The organism is Paenibacillus jepli (genome assembly GCF_047238105.1).
Taxonomy (GTDB): Bacteria; Bacillota; Bacilli; order Paenibacillales; family Paenibacillaceae; genus Paenibacillus_D.
On sequence record NZ_JBDFMD010000001.1, the window covers coordinates 5,638,713 to 5,655,423 of the forward strand.

At 56.9% G+C, this 16,711-nt stretch carries 14 protein-coding genes; 7 read left to right on the forward strand and 7 right to left on the reverse strand.

The features are described from left to right. The first annotated feature begins 94 nt into the window (after positions 1–94). From ABC336_RS23640 to ABC336_RS23650, 3 genes are all read left to right on the forward strand, one after another. Positions 95–958 (forward strand): fumarylacetoacetate hydrolase family protein, encoded by an 864-nt coding sequence (locus tag ABC336_RS23640; protein ID WP_413240987.1) that lies wholly within the window; start codon positions 95–97, stop codon positions 956–958. A gap of 228 nt (positions 959–1,186) precedes the next feature. Next, on the forward strand, positions 1,187–2,257 hold the full coding sequence (locus ABC336_RS23645; protein ID WP_413240988.1) for a ring-opening amidohydrolase: 1,071 nt from the start codon (positions 1,187–1,189) through the stop codon (positions 2,255–2,257). Further along, a complete protein-coding gene (locus ABC336_RS23650) occupies positions 2,254–3,285 on the forward strand; it encodes an amidohydrolase family protein (RefSeq protein ID WP_413240989.1) in 1,032 nt (343 codons plus the stop codon). The genes ABC336_RS23645 and ABC336_RS23650 overlap by 4 nt, the downstream gene beginning before the upstream one ends. Here ABC336_RS23650 and ABC336_RS23655 read toward each other — a convergent pair. Continuing rightward, on the reverse strand, positions 3,272–4,957 hold the full coding sequence (locus tag ABC336_RS23655; protein ID WP_413240990.1) for a PucR family transcriptional regulator: 1,686 nt from the start codon (positions 4,955–4,957) through the stop codon (positions 3,272–3,274). The genes ABC336_RS23650 and ABC336_RS23655 overlap by 14 nt on opposite strands. Before the next feature lie 272 nt (positions 4,958–5,229). Here ABC336_RS23655 and ABC336_RS23660 point away from each other — a divergent pair, with 272 nt between their 5' ends. The 4 genes from ABC336_RS23660 to ABC336_RS23675 are packed head-to-tail and all read left to right on the forward strand — an operon-like array spanning position 5,230 to position 8,581. After that, positions 5,230–6,318 (forward strand): ABC transporter substrate-binding protein, encoded by a 1,089-nt coding sequence (locus ABC336_RS23660; RefSeq protein ID WP_413240991.1) that lies wholly within the window; start codon positions 5,230–5,232, stop codon positions 6,316–6,318. 25 nt (positions 6,319–6,343) lie between these two features. After that, positions 6,344–7,117, forward strand: a complete 774-nt coding sequence (locus tag ABC336_RS23665; RefSeq protein WP_413240992.1) for an ABC transporter permease — start codon at positions 6,344–6,346, stop codon at positions 7,115–7,117. A gap of 1 nt (position 7,118) precedes the next feature. After that, the gene (locus tag ABC336_RS23670) at positions 7,119–7,916 is read left to right on the forward strand and encodes an ABC transporter ATP-binding protein (protein ID WP_413240993.1); all 798 of its coding nucleotides are present in this window, start codon (positions 7,119–7,121) and stop codon (positions 7,914–7,916) included. Positions 7,917–7,918: 2 nt separating this feature from the next. After that, complete coding sequence (locus ABC336_RS23675) at positions 7,919–8,581, forward strand: cysteine hydrolase family protein (protein ID WP_413240994.1); 663 nt, start codon at positions 7,919–7,921, stop codon at positions 8,579–8,581. On the opposite strand, the gene ABC336_RS23680 is transcribed toward ABC336_RS23675, so the two are convergent. The 6 genes from ABC336_RS23680 to ABC336_RS23705 all read right to left on the reverse strand — a co-directional run bounded on the left by ABC336_RS23680 (position 8,523) and on the right by ABC336_RS23705 (position 16,657). Beyond that, on the reverse strand, positions 8,523–9,167 hold the full coding sequence (locus ABC336_RS23680) for a DUF998 domain-containing protein (protein WP_413240995.1): 645 nt from the start codon (positions 9,165–9,167) through the stop codon (positions 8,523–8,525). The genes ABC336_RS23675 and ABC336_RS23680 overlap by 59 nt on opposite strands. 128 nt (positions 9,168–9,295) lie before the next feature. Continuing rightward, positions 9,296–9,721, reverse strand: coding sequence for a hypothetical protein (locus ABC336_RS23685; RefSeq protein ID WP_413242586.1), 426 nt, complete (start codon positions 9,719–9,721; stop codon positions 9,296–9,298). 18 nt (positions 9,722–9,739) lie between these two features. Then, positions 9,740–11,128: a sensor histidine kinase gene (locus ABC336_RS23690; protein ID WP_413240996.1), complete on the reverse strand. Its 1,389-nt coding sequence runs from the start codon at positions 11,126–11,128 to the stop codon at positions 9,740–9,742. Then, positions 11,125–11,796, reverse strand: coding sequence for a response regulator transcription factor (locus tag ABC336_RS23695; protein ID WP_413240997.1), 672 nt, complete (start codon positions 11,794–11,796; stop codon positions 11,125–11,127). Before ABC336_RS23695 ends, ABC336_RS23690 begins: the two co-directional genes overlap by 4 nt. Before the next feature lie 26 nt (positions 11,797–11,822). Beyond that, a complete protein-coding gene (locus tag ABC336_RS23700) occupies positions 11,823–13,955 on the reverse strand; it encodes an MMPL family transporter (RefSeq protein ID WP_413240998.1) in 2,133 nt (710 codons plus the stop codon). Positions 13,956–14,056: 101 nt separating this feature from the next. After that, entirely contained in the window at positions 14,057–16,657 is a 2,601-nt protein-coding gene (locus tag ABC336_RS23705) for a winged helix-turn-helix domain-containing protein (protein WP_413240999.1), read from the reverse strand. Positions 16,658–16,711: the final 54 nt, after the last annotated feature.

The window sequence follows — 16,711 nt, forward strand, 5'->3', positions numbered from 1 at the left end:
AATTTCCGGAGGCTTTTTTGGGCATGGCCGCACAATGATTCGTAATACAGAATCTCCTATCATGGAATAAAGCCCATGAAGGAGGGTGGTACGCATGAAACTGGTAACCATCGTTGTCCGAGATCGCGAACAGGCGGGTATCCGCCTGGATCAAGGTATCGTTCCTGTCGAGACGGTTAATCGGCTGGCTGATACGGGCTGGGCTACGGATGTGTACGGTCTGTTAGAATCCGGCGAACTGCAGGCTTTATCCCGCTGGCTTGCGAGCTGCCCGCTATCAGAGCTTGCCAACTGGCCGGCACTTGCCGAAGAAGAGGTGGTCTATGCGCCGCTGTACCGCCAGCCGCGCAAGATTTGGGGCGTCGGCTTCAACTACGCTGCGGATGAGGCGGAGTTGGCAAAGGTTGACCGCGAGCAAGAACCGGTCGGCTTCCTGAAGCCGGATACGAGTCTGGTCGGCAACGGCGACGCGGTCCTCCTGCCTCCCCAATCAGAACGTGTCATCGCCGAAGCCGAGCTAGCCATCATCATCGGCAACAAATGCCGCGATGTCTCGGAGGCGGAAGCGGCGGCCCATATTGCAGGATACGCGGCAGTGTTCGATATGGGCGCAGACGATATCCATCAGCGCAATCCCAGATATCTTACGCGCTCCAAGAGCTTTGATACTTTTTTTAGCTTCGGCCCCGAGTTGGTAACGCCTGGCGAGATCGATGATCTCACACAACTGGGCGTGGCGACCATCAAGAATGGCGAAGTGGTTGCAAGCAAACGGGTGGGGGTGATGCGGTATCAACCGGCTTGGATCGTAGCATTTCATTCTCGGGTGATGACACTCCTTCCCGGAGATATCATCATGACCGGGACGCCGGGGCCTGCCGTGATCCGGGCAGGTGACCGCATCGAATGCCGAATCGACGGCTTCCAGCCGCTGGTCAACACAGTCGAGCAAGGGTAGACCGATGCAGCGAAGGCGATACAGGCAAACGAATGCGAAAAATCGAACTCATACGGGCCGACTGGTGGGCGATAGGTCAAACGAGTATGTAATTTCGAACTCGATGGGCGAAATGGCGCGTCGTGAGCGCAACGAATGCGAAAAAAAACGAGTTCGTACAGCGGCGAGGGGTGGCGGAGGACCAACGAGCGAGTACTAATCGAGCGAACCAACGAGAGGATGATAGATATGCGATACGAATTGCTAAAATTGACGATGACCCACCCTGGAGATGTGAGCGAGCTGGAGAAGCTGCTGGTAGACGGCAGCGTTCGTGCAGAGGATATCAAAGGCATCATCGCCCAGACGGAGGGGGATGGTTATGCCAGAGGCTACAGTACGTTGGCGTTCCAGGTGCTGCTATCGGGATATCTGGGCTGGACGCACGAGGAGATATTCGACCGGATCCCGATGATGATGATCGGCAAGACAGGCGGCTTGATGAGTCCGCACTATACGCTGTTCATCCGCAGCGGCGCTGAACATGCGAGCGGTACAACCGTCGATCCCACGGGCGACAAGCGTTTCGTCTTTGGCGTCGCCTCCAGCCGGGTGCTGCTGCCGGAGGAGATCGGTACAACCGTGCAAATAGACGTGGCGGCGGAGACGGTGCGGGCAGCGATTGCCGATAGTGGCATCACTGCGCTCGAAGACGTGCACTGCGTCGAGATCAAATGCCCGTGGGGCATCGGCGGCGCCCGCTCGAAGGCGTCGTCGGCACTGGGCTCGGCGGTGGCGCTCGGTGAGATATCACGTGAGAAGATCGATGAAGCGTCCATCAATGGCGACCATAGCCTGTACTCGCTGCGTACATCGGTTTCGGCTGGCGGAGAGCAGACAGCGGTCCGGGTCATCGTGATGGGCAACCGAGCAGGCGCCGACAGCAAGCTGGTGGCTGCATCCGGTATGATGCAGGACAGCTTTGATCTCGCCGGTCTGCATGAAGTGTTCAGCACCCTAGGCCTCGCCTCCCAGCCGGTTCTGGAGGCAGACGAGCAGCGGCGGATCCGCCAGGTGTTCGTCAATGCAGGGGCCGACGCGCTGCCGCATGTCCGCGGCCAGCGGCACACGATGCATACGGATGCGCTCAGCATGCACAGCGGCATTCTGGCTAAGGCGGTGGCTCATGCTGTCGTAGGAGGCGTAGTGGGCGATGCGACGATCCTGTGCTCAGCCGGTTCGGAGCATCAGGGGCCGCAGGGAGCGAATCTGATCGCTGTCATAGCGGAAGCGGCGGCCGGTACGGGAGGTGGCAGATGATGACGAAGGCTTGGCAGATCCGCGGGTTCTCCAATGAGCATGCTCACCTGGACAAAGGAATGCTCGTCCCCGGCGCCGTCTACAGTGATGCGCCGGCACCGGTGCGGGGCGGCTGGACGCGCGAGCACAAGGCGCGCTTCACCAAACAGGATATCTACGAGCGGGCGGAAGCGGCGCTGCAGCTGATGCTGCAATATGGCACGACCTATATCCGCACCCATGTCGATGTCGATCCGCTGGTCGGTCTTAAGGGCGTCGAGGCGCTGCTGGAGCTGCAAAGCAATTATGCAGATCAAGCTGTCATCGATCTGACCGTGTTCAATCAGGAAGGCTTCGAGCGCTATCCGGAGACCGGGGAGCTGCTGGCCGAAGCACTGACGATGGGGCGGATCGGGATCGGCGGCCACACCTTGACGGATGAGGACGGCCAGGCCCATATCCGGCGGATCTTCGAGCTGGCGGAGCGGGGAGATGCGCCGTGGATCGAATTCCACACCGATGAGAGCGGCCGGCCTGAGCATTTCTTGCTGCCGGCGATCGCGCGGGAAGCTGGGGCGAGAGGTGTCGGCTCCCGTGTCTACGCGATCCACTGCAATTCGCTGGCGAATGTGTCTGACGACGCGGCACAGGAGGCGATCGGGCTCGTCGCGAATGCCGGCCTGCATGTCATCGTCTGTCCGACGGCTATCGCAACAAGAGCGATCACCCGGACCAAAGCGCTGCATGCGGCAGGCGTGCGGATCACGCTGGGCAGCGACAATATGAGCGATCTGTTCAATCCGCTGGGCAGCGGCAATATGCTTGGTTACGCGCAACTGCTGGCTTATGTACAACGGTTCTATGAGCCGCAGGAGCAGCAAACTCTGATCGATATGCTGCTCGCTGAGCCCATAGATTCGCAGGCGTCCCACCGGCTCGCCCAGCTGGATGCGGAGGTGCTCTACAGTACGGATGATGTGCGCCAGCTGCTGGCCCATGCGCCGCGACCGGCCGCGATGCGCAGGGGAGCTGCCGCTACTTCGAGTTAGCCATGAGGATGTGGTGGATCATCAAGGCGATCTGCAGCTTGAGCAGATCGATCGGATCCTTAAGCGAGAGACCCAGCAGCGATTCGCATTTATTGAGGCGGTAAAATACGGTATTGCGATGCAGGAACATCGCGCTGGCTGTTTCCTTGACATTGCCTCCCTGTTCGAGATAGGTGCCCAGTGTCGTCAGCAGCTCCAGACTTTCGTCGGTTTTGGCGTAGGCGAGGCTCTTGAGGATACTGACATAAAATTCGCTGAGCTTGTGATAGGGCAGCAGTCGGATCAGATCGGGCACCTGCTGCACCCGGTAGGAGACGACGGAGGGCTGCTGATTGATCTCCAGTCCATGCTTGAGCGCCTGCGACGCTTCCTGATAAGCCCGGGGCAGCCGGTCGAGCTGGTCGGCCTGATTGCTGATCCCGCATGAGATGGACCACTTGTCCTTGCCCTTCTCCAGGTGATCCTGGAGCTGCTGGAGCAGCCGGATCCACTCGCCTTCCTGCTGGCTGTGCAGCGCCTCCTGTACCGCCATGAGGATGAGTACGACATGCTCGCCCTTGGTCGCGGTGATCGCCCGAATCCGAGCGGCGTCCAGATAAGCCTGAACCTCACGCATCAGATGCTCCAATTGGGGCTGTCCCAGATGGAAGGTAGCGTGGCCGTCAAACGAGTGCGAGAGCGGTTTGCAGACGACGACCCAGTACTGACTTTGAGCTGCGAGTCCGTATTTTTCTCCCCGCTTGACGATTTCCTCCGTCGTCGCAATCTCATTGTCCAACAATTCGCCGAAGAACTCCTCGCGCAGCCGGTTGGAGCCTTCTTGCAGCGCGTCCTGCTTGATGCTCTCGTAAGCGATGATCTGGGCTGCCTGCTCCAGAGGCATCAGCGGCGTGCGGATCGACTCGTCGGTCTGCATGACGACGATGCAGCCTTTGAACATCCCCGAAGCATGGATGGGGTAGATGCCCATCCGTTCGCCGCGCTCGGACACGCAGTAGGTCAATTTGTTCTCGGATGAAGCATGATGAACGATAAGCTGGAGCAGCTCTGTCTGGAAGCTCTGCGAGACGGCCCATTGACGTGCGGTCGCCGACCAACCGACGATCTGGCGCTTGCTGTTCTGGATCAGGATCGGGTGATGGATGACGCCGGTCAGGGTCTGGGCGATGTCGGACATGCTGGCGCCGCCCAGGAACAAGCGGGAAAATTTGCGGTGAATCTCAAACGTGCGTTCCAGCTCGACCTGCTTCTCATTGAGGATGATGCCGAGCACCTGACTCATCATCTCGCCTAGCGATGTTTCATTGGGCAGCTCAATGATCGGCATGCCGAGGCTGTCGGATTGGTCGAGCAGCGGCTGCGGCAGCTGGGCATGGCGGTCGTTGGCCTTGATGACGAGCCCTGAACTCCGTGACAGATGCATCTGCTGCAAGAACTGGAGGAAGGCGTCGCTGTTCTCCTGGATGACGTGCTCAGTGGTGAATAACAGCTGATGGCGCCGCAGCCAGGTGGAGATATCGGGGCCCTCCGCAGTTCCTTGCAGTTTTTCCTGCGGCAGCTTGACCATGACATTGACGGAATCGATCGGGCTTCCCAGTCCCTCTGTGCCGCCGACGACGGAAGCGCCGGCGAACAACGGGAGTTTCAAAATGCGTTGGATGGTTAGCGACATCGCACATCCTCCTATGTTATATTAATTAACCTATGATTTCCGTGTACTCGGTCCGCCTAATCAGGCGGGCTTTTCGTTGTGCATCATGAACAGCCTGGATTATATTCTACAGCAATGGTTTTTGTACATGTTGCTTAGTTTTGAGGGGTGTTTATTGTGCACCGTTAACATGGGATGGGTATGTCATATAATATATCATTAATAGTGAAATAAGCAATAACCCAGCAAGGGGAGATAGATAAATTGACGCGAATAATAGGAGGAGAGCAGGGATGAGAAAGCGACAATGGAAAGTAGCGGTCATGTGGGTGATGGTATTGGTGTTGGCAGGATGCGGGAGCGCCGCGACGAGTACGAATGTAAATCAAGGTGACAATCCGCCAGCGGCCGCGGCCCCTGACAACACACCCGAAAATGAAGTTGCGGCAGACGAGACCGGCCTGCCGCCGGCCGAAAGGAGCAAGATTACGCTGCGGCTGAATTGGAAGTACAAAGGCGAATTTGCCCCATTTTATGTAACAAAGGAAAAAGGCATCTTCGAGAAATACGGCCTCGATGTCGACGTGGAGGAAGGTTCGGGTTCAGTAGCTGTGCTGCAAGTGATCTCGCAAAACCGGGAAGCGATAGGCGTGACCTCTGCGGTGGAGCCGGTGCAGGGCATCGAGATGGGCATGCCTGTGAAGATCATCGCTTCCTATATGTCCAAGTCGCCGATCATGCTGCTCTCCCATCCGGACACGCCGGTACACACGCCCAAGGATCTGGAGGGCAAGACGCTCGTCTCCTCTTCGGGCTCCACCTTTACAGGCATCTACGAGCATTTCCTTAGTTACAATGATACGGATTATGACAAGGTCGATCACATCATGGTCGAGACGGGAGCCCGCAATACGCTGTTCCTGAACAAGGAGGCCGACGCCGTCGCCGTCTTCTCGACCAATGAATATCCGATCTTCGAGCAAGCCATGGGGCAGGAGCTGGTGCCGATGTATCTGGCTGACTTTGGATTCGATCTGACGGGTCTATCGCTGATCTCCAATGACGCATTTATCCAGGACAATCCCAACACGCTCAAACGGTTCCTGGCTGCGGTCGACGAAGGCTTCGCTTACACGCTTGAACACCCGGAGGAGGCGGCTGCCATCTCCAAGTCGCTCTTCCCCGATGTTGTGGATGAAGAGATCGTCATCGAGCAGATCAAGCGTACCGGCGAGTTGGCCATCCGGCCGGAGGGCAAGCCGTACGGCTGGTCGGACGGCGAGAAGATGGAGACGATGGCCCAGCGTATGCTGGAGAGCGGCTTGATGGACACCAGGCAGTCGGCTGACCGCTACTACACCAACGACTATTTGCCGCAATAGCGGCTGTGCGAAAGGAGCCGTCCTGATGAAATCAAGCTTTAGTCTGAGGCAGGCGCTGTCCGTCAGCGCCACCTTTCTGGGGTTTCTGGTCCTGTGGCAGCTGGCCTGCCTGATCTTCGACATCCCGTCCTATCTGCTCCCGACCCCGACCGATATTATCGGCCGGATGATCCAGGACAGCGATGTACTGCTGCGGCATACCGGAGTTACCCTCTTCGAGATCTTGGCCGGCTTCGGCCTGTCGGTGCTCTTCGGCATCCCGGCAGCGGTCATCATCGTCTATTCCAGGTATTTCTCGCAATCGGTGTTCCCGCTGCTGATCGGTCTGCAGTGCGTGCCGATGATCTCGATTGCGCCGCTGCTGATTACCTGGCTGGGCTTCGGTATCGTCACCAAGGTGATGATTGCCTTCCTGATCTCCTTCTTCCCGATCATCGTCAGCTCCGTCGTCGGCCTGAAGTCGATGGAGAAGGAGATGCTGATGCTCGCGACCTCGCTGCGGGCAAACCGGATGCAGGTGTTCCTGTACTTCCGGCTGCCCAAGGCGCTGCCCAGCATCTTCGGCGGCTTCAAGGTCGGCATCACACTGGCGGTCGTCGGCGCGGTGGTCGCCGAGTTCGTCTCGTCGGACAGGGGGCTTGGCTATCTGCAGCTGGTGGCCAACTCCCGGCTGGATATCACGATGCAATTCTGCGTCATCGTCATGCTGGGCATCATCGGCCTGACGCTCTACAATATCGTCGGTCTGATCGAGAAAATCGCGCTGCCTTGGTACCGTGCAGCCAGAGGAGGCGAATAGGATGGCAGCTGAACAGATCATCATTCGAGAGGTCGAGAAGACGTTCCAGACACGCGGTGGAGCCGTGCAGGCGCTGGCCAAGGTGAATCTGACGATCGAGCCGCTGTCGTTCGTCTCGGTGGTGGGACCGAGCGGCTGCGGCAAAAGTACGCTGATGAACCTGCTGGCGGGGCTGGATACGGCTACCGGCGGGACGATCGAGATCGGCGGCAAGCCGATGAAGGGACCGCAGGAGGGCAATGCTGTCGTCTTCCAGAAGGATCTGCTGCTGGAGTGGCGGACGGTGCTGGCCAATGTGCTGCTGCCGTTCGAGCTGCAGAACGTCACCTGGCTGGACCGCAAAGACCGCACGACGAACAAGCAGATGGCGGAGGATATGCTGAAAATGGTCGGGCTGGAGGGGTTCGGCGACAAATACCCGTTCGAGCTCTCAGGCGGTATGCGCCAGCGGGTCTCGATCTGCCGGGCGCTCATCCAGCAGCCGTCGCTGCTGCTGATGGACGAACCGTTCGGCGCGCTTGATGCGCTCACCCGCGAGCAGATGATGTACGATCTGCTCAAGATTTACAAGCGGTACAACTGCACCGTCGTGTTCATCACGCACAGCATCGAAGAGGCTGTCTTCCTCTCTGACCGGGTGCTGGTGATGAGTCCGAGACCGGGCTCGGTCGTCAAGGATATCCCGATCGAGCTGGAGCGTCCCCGGGGGATGAATACGCGGATGGATGCACGCTTCCTGGAGTACGTCCGCGAGATCCGCGGCGTCTTCCAGTCCCAGGGCGTGCTGGCGGAGGTGTAGCGGTGAATAGTGACAAGTATACATTGGAGAAGGTGCTGCAGGAGCCGGCGGCTCTGCTCGTCATCGATATGCAGAATGATTTTGTCCATGAGCGGGGAGCGTTCGCCCAATCCGGGTATCGGGTCGCGGGCTATCAGGCGATCATCCCGGCGATAAAACGAATAATCGACAAGGCACGAACAGCAGAAGTGCCTGTCGTATGGGTAGGCATGTCGCATAATGAGCTCAACGACGGCGAGGATGCCTGGAGCCAGCGCCGCGCCGGCAGCAACCATCCGGCCAGCTGCCGGACAGGCACGTGGGGCGCCGACCTGTATCACGAGCTGGAGCCGGGTATCGCGGAGATGGTCATCTGGAAGCATCGCTATAGCGCCTTTGTGCAGACCCGGCTCCATCAGCTGCTCGCCGAGCGGGGCATCCGGACGCTGATCGCCGTCGGGATCAATACCAACACCTGTGTGGAATCGACGCTGCGGGATGCCCATCTGATCGGCTATCATGTCGTCCTGGCCAAGGATGCGACGACCTGTCTGTTCCCCGACGCCTACGAGCCGAGCCTGCGCAATATCGAGCGGCATTTCGGTATCGTGAGCAATACCAGGACGATCATGCAGGCTTTCTCAAACGCAAGGCAACCAGAGTCATCCAGACCAAACCGGTCATAAGCATTGCCCGCTGCAGCAGGCCCCCGGCCTCTGAATCGTTCTCCCAGGCCATGCCGTAATAAAAGAACAGAACGAGGGTAACCAGACCGGTGAGGAGACTGTAGATCGCCCACCACGGCCGGGCCCGTTTGGCAAAGGCTCGCGCGAAGGCGAAGCAGGCCAAGGGGAGTGACAGGAAGACGACAATTCCGAATACATCATGGATCAGATGCGCCGAACTGACGTCGGTAAGCACGCCGGAAGGCGCGCCTGGCGGATAGTTCTGCATCGGATCCATAGGGAAGACGCCGGAGAAGAACAACCCGATGCCGAATAGACTCAGCCAAAACGGTCCCCACACGGCGCCGCTTCCCGGTCGCAGTGCCCGTCTGATCCCGATGGCGAAGGCGGTCAGGAGCAGTCCCGCGATTAGGAAATTGGCGGTCTGGATCCAGCCGCGCTCGCCCAGGCTGAGGGCGCTCACTGGGTGGTAGATAGGGTTATAGTCCGGACGAGTGGCCCCGTCCAGCAGGAACACAAGCATGAATAGCAGTGAACCAAACGCCCCGCACAGCAGCAGGGCGTTTGTTGTTCGTGGATGCCCCATACAGATCCCCTCCTAAGCTTTCGTTACCTTAAGAGTACGTCGGGGCGGTCATGTGAGATAGTTACAATTGTCATGAAACGAATCTTTACTGAGCGACAGGCGTCTATTCTAGATCAAGGGACGGTTCATCATGGTTTCTGACTATCGGGTGTCCATTCTTGCGGGATTTTGTTGTCGATCAGAAATGTATTGACTACAAACAGCACAAAGGCAAGGAGCAGCAGTGAGCCGCCAACGATAAAGTAGATCATCACGAAGGTTTCGTTCCAGGAGAACGGATTAAGGAAGTACAGCCACATCCCCGAGGTGAGACCGAACGACCCAGTCATCGCCATGATGCCATGGAGGGCTACAAGCGATTTTCGGCGAATCCTGTACACCTTGTAGAAGATGCCCCAGGCAAAAACAGATAACCAGCCGACAAGCAGCATGTGTGCGTGAATGGGCGTCATGGCATAGTCGCTGCGCCCCGCCATGTCGGAGCCGATGAATGTACCAAGAACGCCGAATATTGCAGAAAACCGAATGAGACGTATACTCCATTTTTGTTCCATCATGAGCCCTCCAAATAGTTAAAAGATCATATTTTGTGGAAATGAAATCGTAAATATACTTCCTTCCCCTTTCTTGCTCTGCACCTGGATGTTTCCATTATGAAGCGTTATGATTTCCCGGGCAATGGACAGGCCCAGACCAGTACCATTGTTCTTGCGCGCTTCATCCTCTCGGAAGAAGCGCTCGAAGACGTGCGGCAGGGAGGCTGGGGCTATCCCGATTCCTGTATCCCGAAACGTGACGGACACGCCGCTGCTGTCTGTTCTCATGCTGATTTCAATGCTGCCGGCAGGCCGGTTGTACTTGATAGCATTAGTCAGCAGATTATCCCACACATTCATCAGCAGCTCCTCGTCGGCATGAATGGAGAGCGGCGCCAGCTTGTACGATAAGTCGATCTCGGATTCCTCAAGACGCCAGCGATACCTGCGAATGACCGTCTTCAACTGCTCGTCGAGCCGGAACTCGCTCAGGTTGAGAGGATAATGCGTCTGTTCCAATGAGCTCAACAGCAGCAGCTGCATCGTCAAGGCGGAGAGCCTTCTCGCTTCCTGATCGATGATGGCGGCATATTCCACGCGCTTCTCCTCTGATACTGAGGAGGTTTGCAGCAGTCCGGCATATCCCTGGATATTCATAAGCGGGGATTGAAAGTCGTGAGATACATTGCTGACGAATGCTTTTCGGGCCAGCAGATTGTGCTGCAGCTGAAGCTGCATCAGATTGAAGCTGTCCGAGAGTTGGCCGATCTCATCCTTGCGCTGGATATCCGGCTGGTAACTATAGTTCTCCCGGGCGATCTGTCTGGTCGCCTCGGTCAGTTGAACGATGGGGCGAGTCAATTGCCTGGCGAGCCAGAGCATACCTGCGATATTGACGATCGCGATCGCCAGGATGAATCCGACGAATACCGTGTGAATGTCCGAGGAAAGCCATCTGATATTTGGCCTCACGAATAGACCGTAGCGCTGGTTGTTGTAGGTGAACGGAACGCCGACGGTGTTTTTTAAATCATTGGAAAAATGCCCGAATATAAAATTTCCTCCGGCATAATTCTGAATCCCGTGATAGATGCTCTGATCCGTAATGACCCTCATCGCTTCGGGTGGCAGTGTCCTTCCTTCAAAGGCCTCTCCGAAGATATGCTCCTCCCCGTCCTGACTGCGTACATAGATCTGATAGCCCAGCCTTGCCACGGATTGCAAGTAGACGTCAAAGCCGGTCTCGGATTGATGATTTTGCTCCATGGCCGATACGATCTCCTGAGCAATGGCGACATTTTGCTCATCGCTGCGTTCCTTGGTCACCCGCAGGTAATACTGATTGGCCAAGAAAAATCCGCCGATAATACTGATGGCCAGGATACAAAGCGTTGCCAGGATAAACTGCCGGTACAGCGTCTTCATAGCAGCGTCTCCAATTTATAACCTATGCCGCGCAGCGTTTGGATCTCTACAGTGGCATGATGTCGCTTCAGTCGTTCCCGAATTCGGTTGATATGTGTGTTCAAGGTCATTTCATTGCCCGCGTAGTCTTCGCCCCACACATATTCCATGAGCAGGTTGCGCGTGACTGGTTGATGCGCCCTGGCGACGAGGTGAGAGAGCAGTTCGAATTCTTTCAAGGGCAGGATGATCGTCTCCTGATCGATCGTCACTTCGTAGGTTATCCTATTAATGGAAAGGTTGCCTATGCGCAAATGTTCCGCTAGCGAAGGTTTGTACCGTCGGAGTACTACCGCCACTCGAAATAAAAGCTCTTTGGGTTCGAATGGCTTGACGATATAATCCTCCGTACCTGAGAGGAATCCCAACTCCTTGTCTTCGAGCTGTCCCTTGGCTGTCAGCAGGATAACCGGAACCGACAACTCCTTACTAAGGATGCTTGTTAATTGAAAGCCGTTCATCCCGGGCATCATAACGTCCACAATGGCCAAATGGATCAGCTCGCCATCGATTATCTCCAATGCGTGCTCTGCATGGTCAGCGAGGAGGACCTTGTAGCCCTCCTGCTGAAGATGAATGGAAACGAGCTGCCGGATATTCGGATCATCATCAACGACAAGAATGTTCATGCGTTCTGCCTCCATCTGCACATCGGTTAATCGGATATGGCTGCTTCTTTTTTGTGACCGTCCTTCTCAAAGAACAGGATGAGCGAAGGAAGGAGCATTCCACGAACAAGGAAGGTGTCCATAAGAATGCCGATGGCGACGATAAAGCCAAATACAAACAGATCGGCAATCGGCATCGTCGTCAGTGCGGCGAACGTTGCAGCCAGGATAATGCCGGCTGAGGAGATCACGCCGCCGGTGCGGGATAGCGCACGCTCAAGCGCGTCTTTGACCCGATACGCCTTGCGTTCTTCGAGAAAACGGGAGACCAGGATGATATTGTAGTCGATGCCAAGAGCAATAAGGAAGATGAATGCATAGACCGGCACACGCGTACTGATGGCATCAAAGCCAAAGAGAATGTCGACAAGGAACAAGCCCAATCCGAGCGCGGAGACAAAGGACAGCAGATTGACTGCCATCATGTAGAGCGGCATCCTCCAGGAACGAGTCAATGCCATCAAAAGGATAAGAATCAATAAGGTCTCCAGAATGATAATGGTGATGATATCTCTGTTGTTGACGGTCCGCTCATCCGCCAGCTTGGGCGTGATGCCGGCCAGATGCGCTTCTCCGTCAAGGGATGCAGCCCCCATGAGCCGGGGCAGCTCATCCCGCAAGGCACTCACATAATCCAGCGCTTCGGGAGAATAAGGGTTAATCGACAGAGCGATGCTGTAGGAGACGGCATGCTGCTCCTCGTTCTGACCATGGAGACGGACGGAAGCGACTTCCGGGGAAGCCGTGATTCCTTCCCGAAGCCGAGTGATACTCTCTTCGGTTATCGCTTCGCGGCCAATGACAAGCAAGGTTGAAGGAGCCAGTTCTCCTTTATCAAACTCATGCTCAACGATTTCATATCCGACACGGGACGGCATATCCTTGGGGAAGGATTTGACCGTATCGAATTCAAATGCCAGATTAACTACATTCAGGGCGCTGACAATCAGGAAGACACCGACGATCCCTCCGGATACAACTGGCTTGTTAACGACGAAGCGGGCAATCGCCGACCACGCGCCTGGCTTTTTAACCGGCACAGCTTGTCCGTATACCGGCACTTTCGGCCAGAAGGCTTGGCGGCCAAACAGGGTGAACAGCGCAGGGACCAGCGTAATCGAAGCGGCCATGATGACGATCATGGCCATTCCGAATACCGGAGCGAAGTTCTGATAATCGCGGAATTGTGCCAGGAACAGGACCAGCATTGCGGCCAGTACGGTGCCGCCTGCGAAGAAGACCGGCTCGCCGGTCGCTCGCATCGCCGATGTCATAGCCTCGTGCTTGCTCTCATAACGGATGAGCTCCTCCCGGTATCTGGAGAAGACGAACAAGGAGTAGTCGATGACGGCCGCGAAGAGCAAGATGCTCATAATCGAAGTCGTCGAATTGTTGATGACCAGACCTGCCGCACCCATCAGGGCAACCAATTGGTTGACGATCTGATAGACGATAACTGTCGCCAAAAGCGGGATTAATGCCAAAAGCGGAGAACGGTAAATAACGATCAACAGCACTAATATAATGACAACGGTAGCGAGGAGCAATACGAAATCCGCTTCCATGAACAGCTTCACTGTATCGCCTGCGATCCCTGCCGGGCCGGTGATATAGAAGCTCAAGTCTTGCACGCTCTCGGCGATAGACTGGCCGATGCTTAACGCTGCATCATTAATCTCGGACAATTCGGCGTTGCCAAGACCCGATTCCAGGACCATCGGCAGGATCACGGTCGACTGGCTCTCGGATGTGAAGCCTGCAAGAGCGGGCGGAGGGAGCTGGCTGACGTCGATGATCGATGCTATGCCGCTGATGTTGGCTACCTGAATGGCATCGACGATCTGTTCTACATCTGCCAGGTTTATGGTTTCTCCCTGCTCGTTGTGGAATACCAGGATGCCTGGTGTCCCCCGGTCATTGGGGAAATATTGCTCCAACAATCGTTCGGCTTGGATCGATGGCGCATCGTCAGGAAGAGACTGGAAGTTGGTGACTTTGTAATCTTCCAAGCGAGGACCTGCACTGATGCCAAGCATGACAATGAGCCACACGGCCAGGGTAACTTTCATTCCCCTTTTAGTAGAAACCCAGTCTGTTATTGATTGAATCCATTTTGTCAACACAAGACACTACCTTTCACGATGGTTTCTTGTGTATCATAGCCAATCAATATAAATTGAATCACAACTTTATATGTCATTTCATTGAACAGCGCATAACCTTACTGCAACAGTCCCATCTCCTGCGCCGCCTGCAAAGCCTGGGTTCGGGAAGAAACCCCCAGCTTCCCATACAGTCGGGAGAGATAGACGCGTACCGTACCTTCGGAGAGAGCTAGCGCGGCAGCGATCTGCTTGTTGCTGGCGCCGCTGCGAATCAGTGACAGCATGCCCAGCTCGCTCTCGGTGAGCGGCTCAGGCAGTTGATCCTCTGCAGATGTCTGGGCAGGTGCCGGGTCTTCTGGACGCAGCATCGTCAGCAGCTCGCGCACATACGTCTCCAGCTCAGGGCGGGAGCCAGACCCTGAGTCTTCGATGCTGTGCATATAGGTCTGCAGAAGCTGGGCCAGCGGCTCGCCCTCGTCCAGGAAACTGCGGATATATCGATTGGCATGAGCTGTCGGGAGCACCTCGGAGAGTCGTTGCAAGGCCAGTTTTCGTTGACCGCGCTGATGCTCCAGTAGAGCCTGCTGCACCCCGATCTCGATGATGCTTGAGACGATGCCCTCCCGCTGAGCCTGAGGCAGCAGCCGCTCCAGCAGGCGTAACGCCTGAGAGTGCTTGTGCCGGCGGCCCAGCAGTCTAACCAAGGTCAGGATCTCTATTTCTCGGCTGAGTGTGGGCATGGCGTGTGCGGAAAGCTGCAGCTGCGAGACTTCTTGTCTCGCCTTGCCTAGCTCATCTCTCGCCAGATGTAGTCTCGCCTTGAACGCCGATAGCGCCGACAGCCAGCGCGGATCGGGATAAGCGGCCGCCGCCAGCAGGGCATCGCCGATCCAGGCATGCGCCAGCTCCCACTGCCTGGAGAGGATGTACAGCCGGGTCTGCAGGATACGGTGAGGCACGAACAGCCCCGGTGTGGCTGCCAGCTCATCATAGGCGCCGATCTGATCCAGCAGGCGCTGGCAGTCGGCGATCCGGTTCCATTCATAGTACCCTTCGGCAAGCGACAGCCTGACATAGAGGTTAAACAGGGAATGCCGCCAGCCGTGTGTCTCCAGCACCTGACTGAAACGCAGGCCGACGACCTCCGCCTCCGGCGAGAGCGCGCCTTTGAGGCCGATGCGTGTCCGATTGATGAGCGGCTCCGAGATGTTGAAGTTGTAGCTGTAGAAGATGCCATCGTCGATCAGAAAGTCTTCATCGAGGTTGTCTGCATAGGTCTGCCATTCTTCGTAACTGCCGCTGAAGAAAAGGAGATTGGAACGGATGAAGAACAGCCCGGATGCGATATACGCCTGCTTGTCCTGATCCGTCTCTGTGTCCAGCCGGTCTTTGATCGTGTGCACGAGCTGCTCGGCACGGGTCGTCCTGCCGGATACCGTCAACACAAAAGCGTGCAGGATCAGCCATTCCGAAGAGGCGACGCTGTCTGAGGGCATCTTCTCCAGCCACCTGAGGGCATTGGTAAACTCGCCTTGGCGAAGGATCTCTTCCATATGATGCTCCAGCAGCTGCATGGCGGCTCCATAATCCTCGGCTGTCAGCGCGTGGTCGATGGCATCATCGAACATGCCGCGCGCCGCGCAGGCACCGCTGGCCAACCGATGCGCTTGCCTCAGCCCATCGGGATCCGTGCGCCTGAGCATTGTCCGGAGAAACTCGGCAAACAAAGGGTGATACCGGTACCAGCTGCCCAGGACATCTATCGGCAGGATGAACAGATTGTCCGCTTCCAGACGGTTCAGTATCCGATCGCTGTCTGCCTCTCTGGAGACAACCCGGGACAGCCCCGCGTCTATCCTCTCCAGGACCGAAGTATAAAGCAGGAACCGCTGCAGCTCCTCAGAGAGCGCGCTGAACACCTCTTCGAACAGGTAGTCGGCTACAGCCCGGTGACTGCCGCCTGGCGGTTCGATCATCGGACCTCTATCCGGGGCAGCGCTGTGGGAAACGGCTGCCAGGTGCAGTCCGGTGATCCAGCCTTCAGAGCGCTTATGGAGAGTATGGATGCGTTCCGGGGTTAGACGCAGACGGTGTGTCTTGGCATAGAAGCTGGCGGTCTCTTCTTCACTGAACTGCAGCTTGGCCAAAGAGAGGACGTGCATCTCGCCTCTCCCGAGCCACCTGCCGGTTGAGAACGGGAGATCGCTGCGGGTGCCGATGATCAGATGCCCTTGCTCGGGAAGATATTGGATGGCATAGGCCAGACTGTCATGGATGCACGGGTCTGTCAGGACGTGATAGTCATCGAGGATGAGCACCGCTTGTTCGGGCAGATTGTGCCATTCGTTCATCAATCCGTCCACAAAGGTATAAAGCGATGCATGCGGCAGCATCCCGGCCAATGAGCCGATGCGGGATCCGGCCTCGCCTGGAGCCGCTCCAGCAAGCGCAGCCGCGATATAGCGCCAGAACCGCACCGGGTCATTGTCGAGTTCGTCCAGAGCGACCCATGCAGCTCTGCGTCCGGCTCCTTGCGCCCACTGGCTCAGCAGCGTCGTCTTCCCGTACCCGGCCGGTGCGCAGACAACGGTCAGACGTCCGTCTGCGCACCGATCCAGCTCCATCAGCAGTCGGGGGCGTTCGACAAGGTCTTCGCGGACGCGCGGAACGGTCAGTTTGGCTTTTAGCAGCGTGATTTCATTGAGATGTCCGTTCAACGTAGGTTCCTCCAATAAGCAGGGTATTCCTTTGTTACCAGTATACACGATTTT

What these genes read in the sequence shown, in the direction of transcription:
- ABC336_RS23640 (WP_413240987.1), top strand. Translation starts at nt 95, where the DNA reads ATGAAACTGGTAACCATCGTTGTCCGAGATCGCGAACAGGCGGGTATC.
- ABC336_RS23645 (WP_413240988.1), top strand. Translation starts at nt 1,187, where the DNA reads ATGCGATACGAATTGCTAAAATTGACGATGACCCACCCTGGAGATGTG.
- ABC336_RS23650 (WP_413240989.1), top strand. Translation starts at nt 2,254, where the DNA reads ATGATGACGAAGGCTTGGCAGATCCGCGGGTTCTCCAATGAGCATGCT.
- ABC336_RS23655 (WP_413240990.1), bottom strand. Translation starts at nt 4,957, where the DNA reads ATGTCGCTAACCATCCAACGCATTTTGAAACTCCCGTTGTTCGCCGGC.
- ABC336_RS23660 (WP_413240991.1), top strand. Translation starts at nt 5,230, where the DNA reads ATGAGAAAGCGACAATGGAAAGTAGCGGTCATGTGGGTGATGGTATTG.
- ABC336_RS23665 (WP_413240992.1), top strand. Translation starts at nt 6,344, where the DNA reads ATGAAATCAAGCTTTAGTCTGAGGCAGGCGCTGTCCGTCAGCGCCACC.
- ABC336_RS23670 (WP_413240993.1), top strand. Translation starts at nt 7,119, where the DNA reads ATGGCAGCTGAACAGATCATCATTCGAGAGGTCGAGAAGACGTTCCAG.
- ABC336_RS23680 (WP_413240995.1), bottom strand. Translation starts at nt 9,167, where the DNA reads ATGGGGCATCCACGAACAACAAACGCCCTGCTGCTGTGCGGGGCGTTT.
- ABC336_RS23685 (WP_413242586.1), bottom strand. Translation starts at nt 9,721, where the DNA reads ATGGAACAAAAATGGAGTATACGTCTCATTCGGTTTTCTGCAATATTC.
- ABC336_RS23690 (WP_413240996.1), bottom strand. Translation starts at nt 11,128, where the DNA reads ATGAAGACGCTGTACCGGCAGTTTATCCTGGCAACGCTTTGTATCCTG.
- ABC336_RS23695 (WP_413240997.1), bottom strand. Translation starts at nt 11,796, where the DNA reads ATGAACATTCTTGTCGTTGATGATGATCCGAATATCCGGCAGCTCGTT.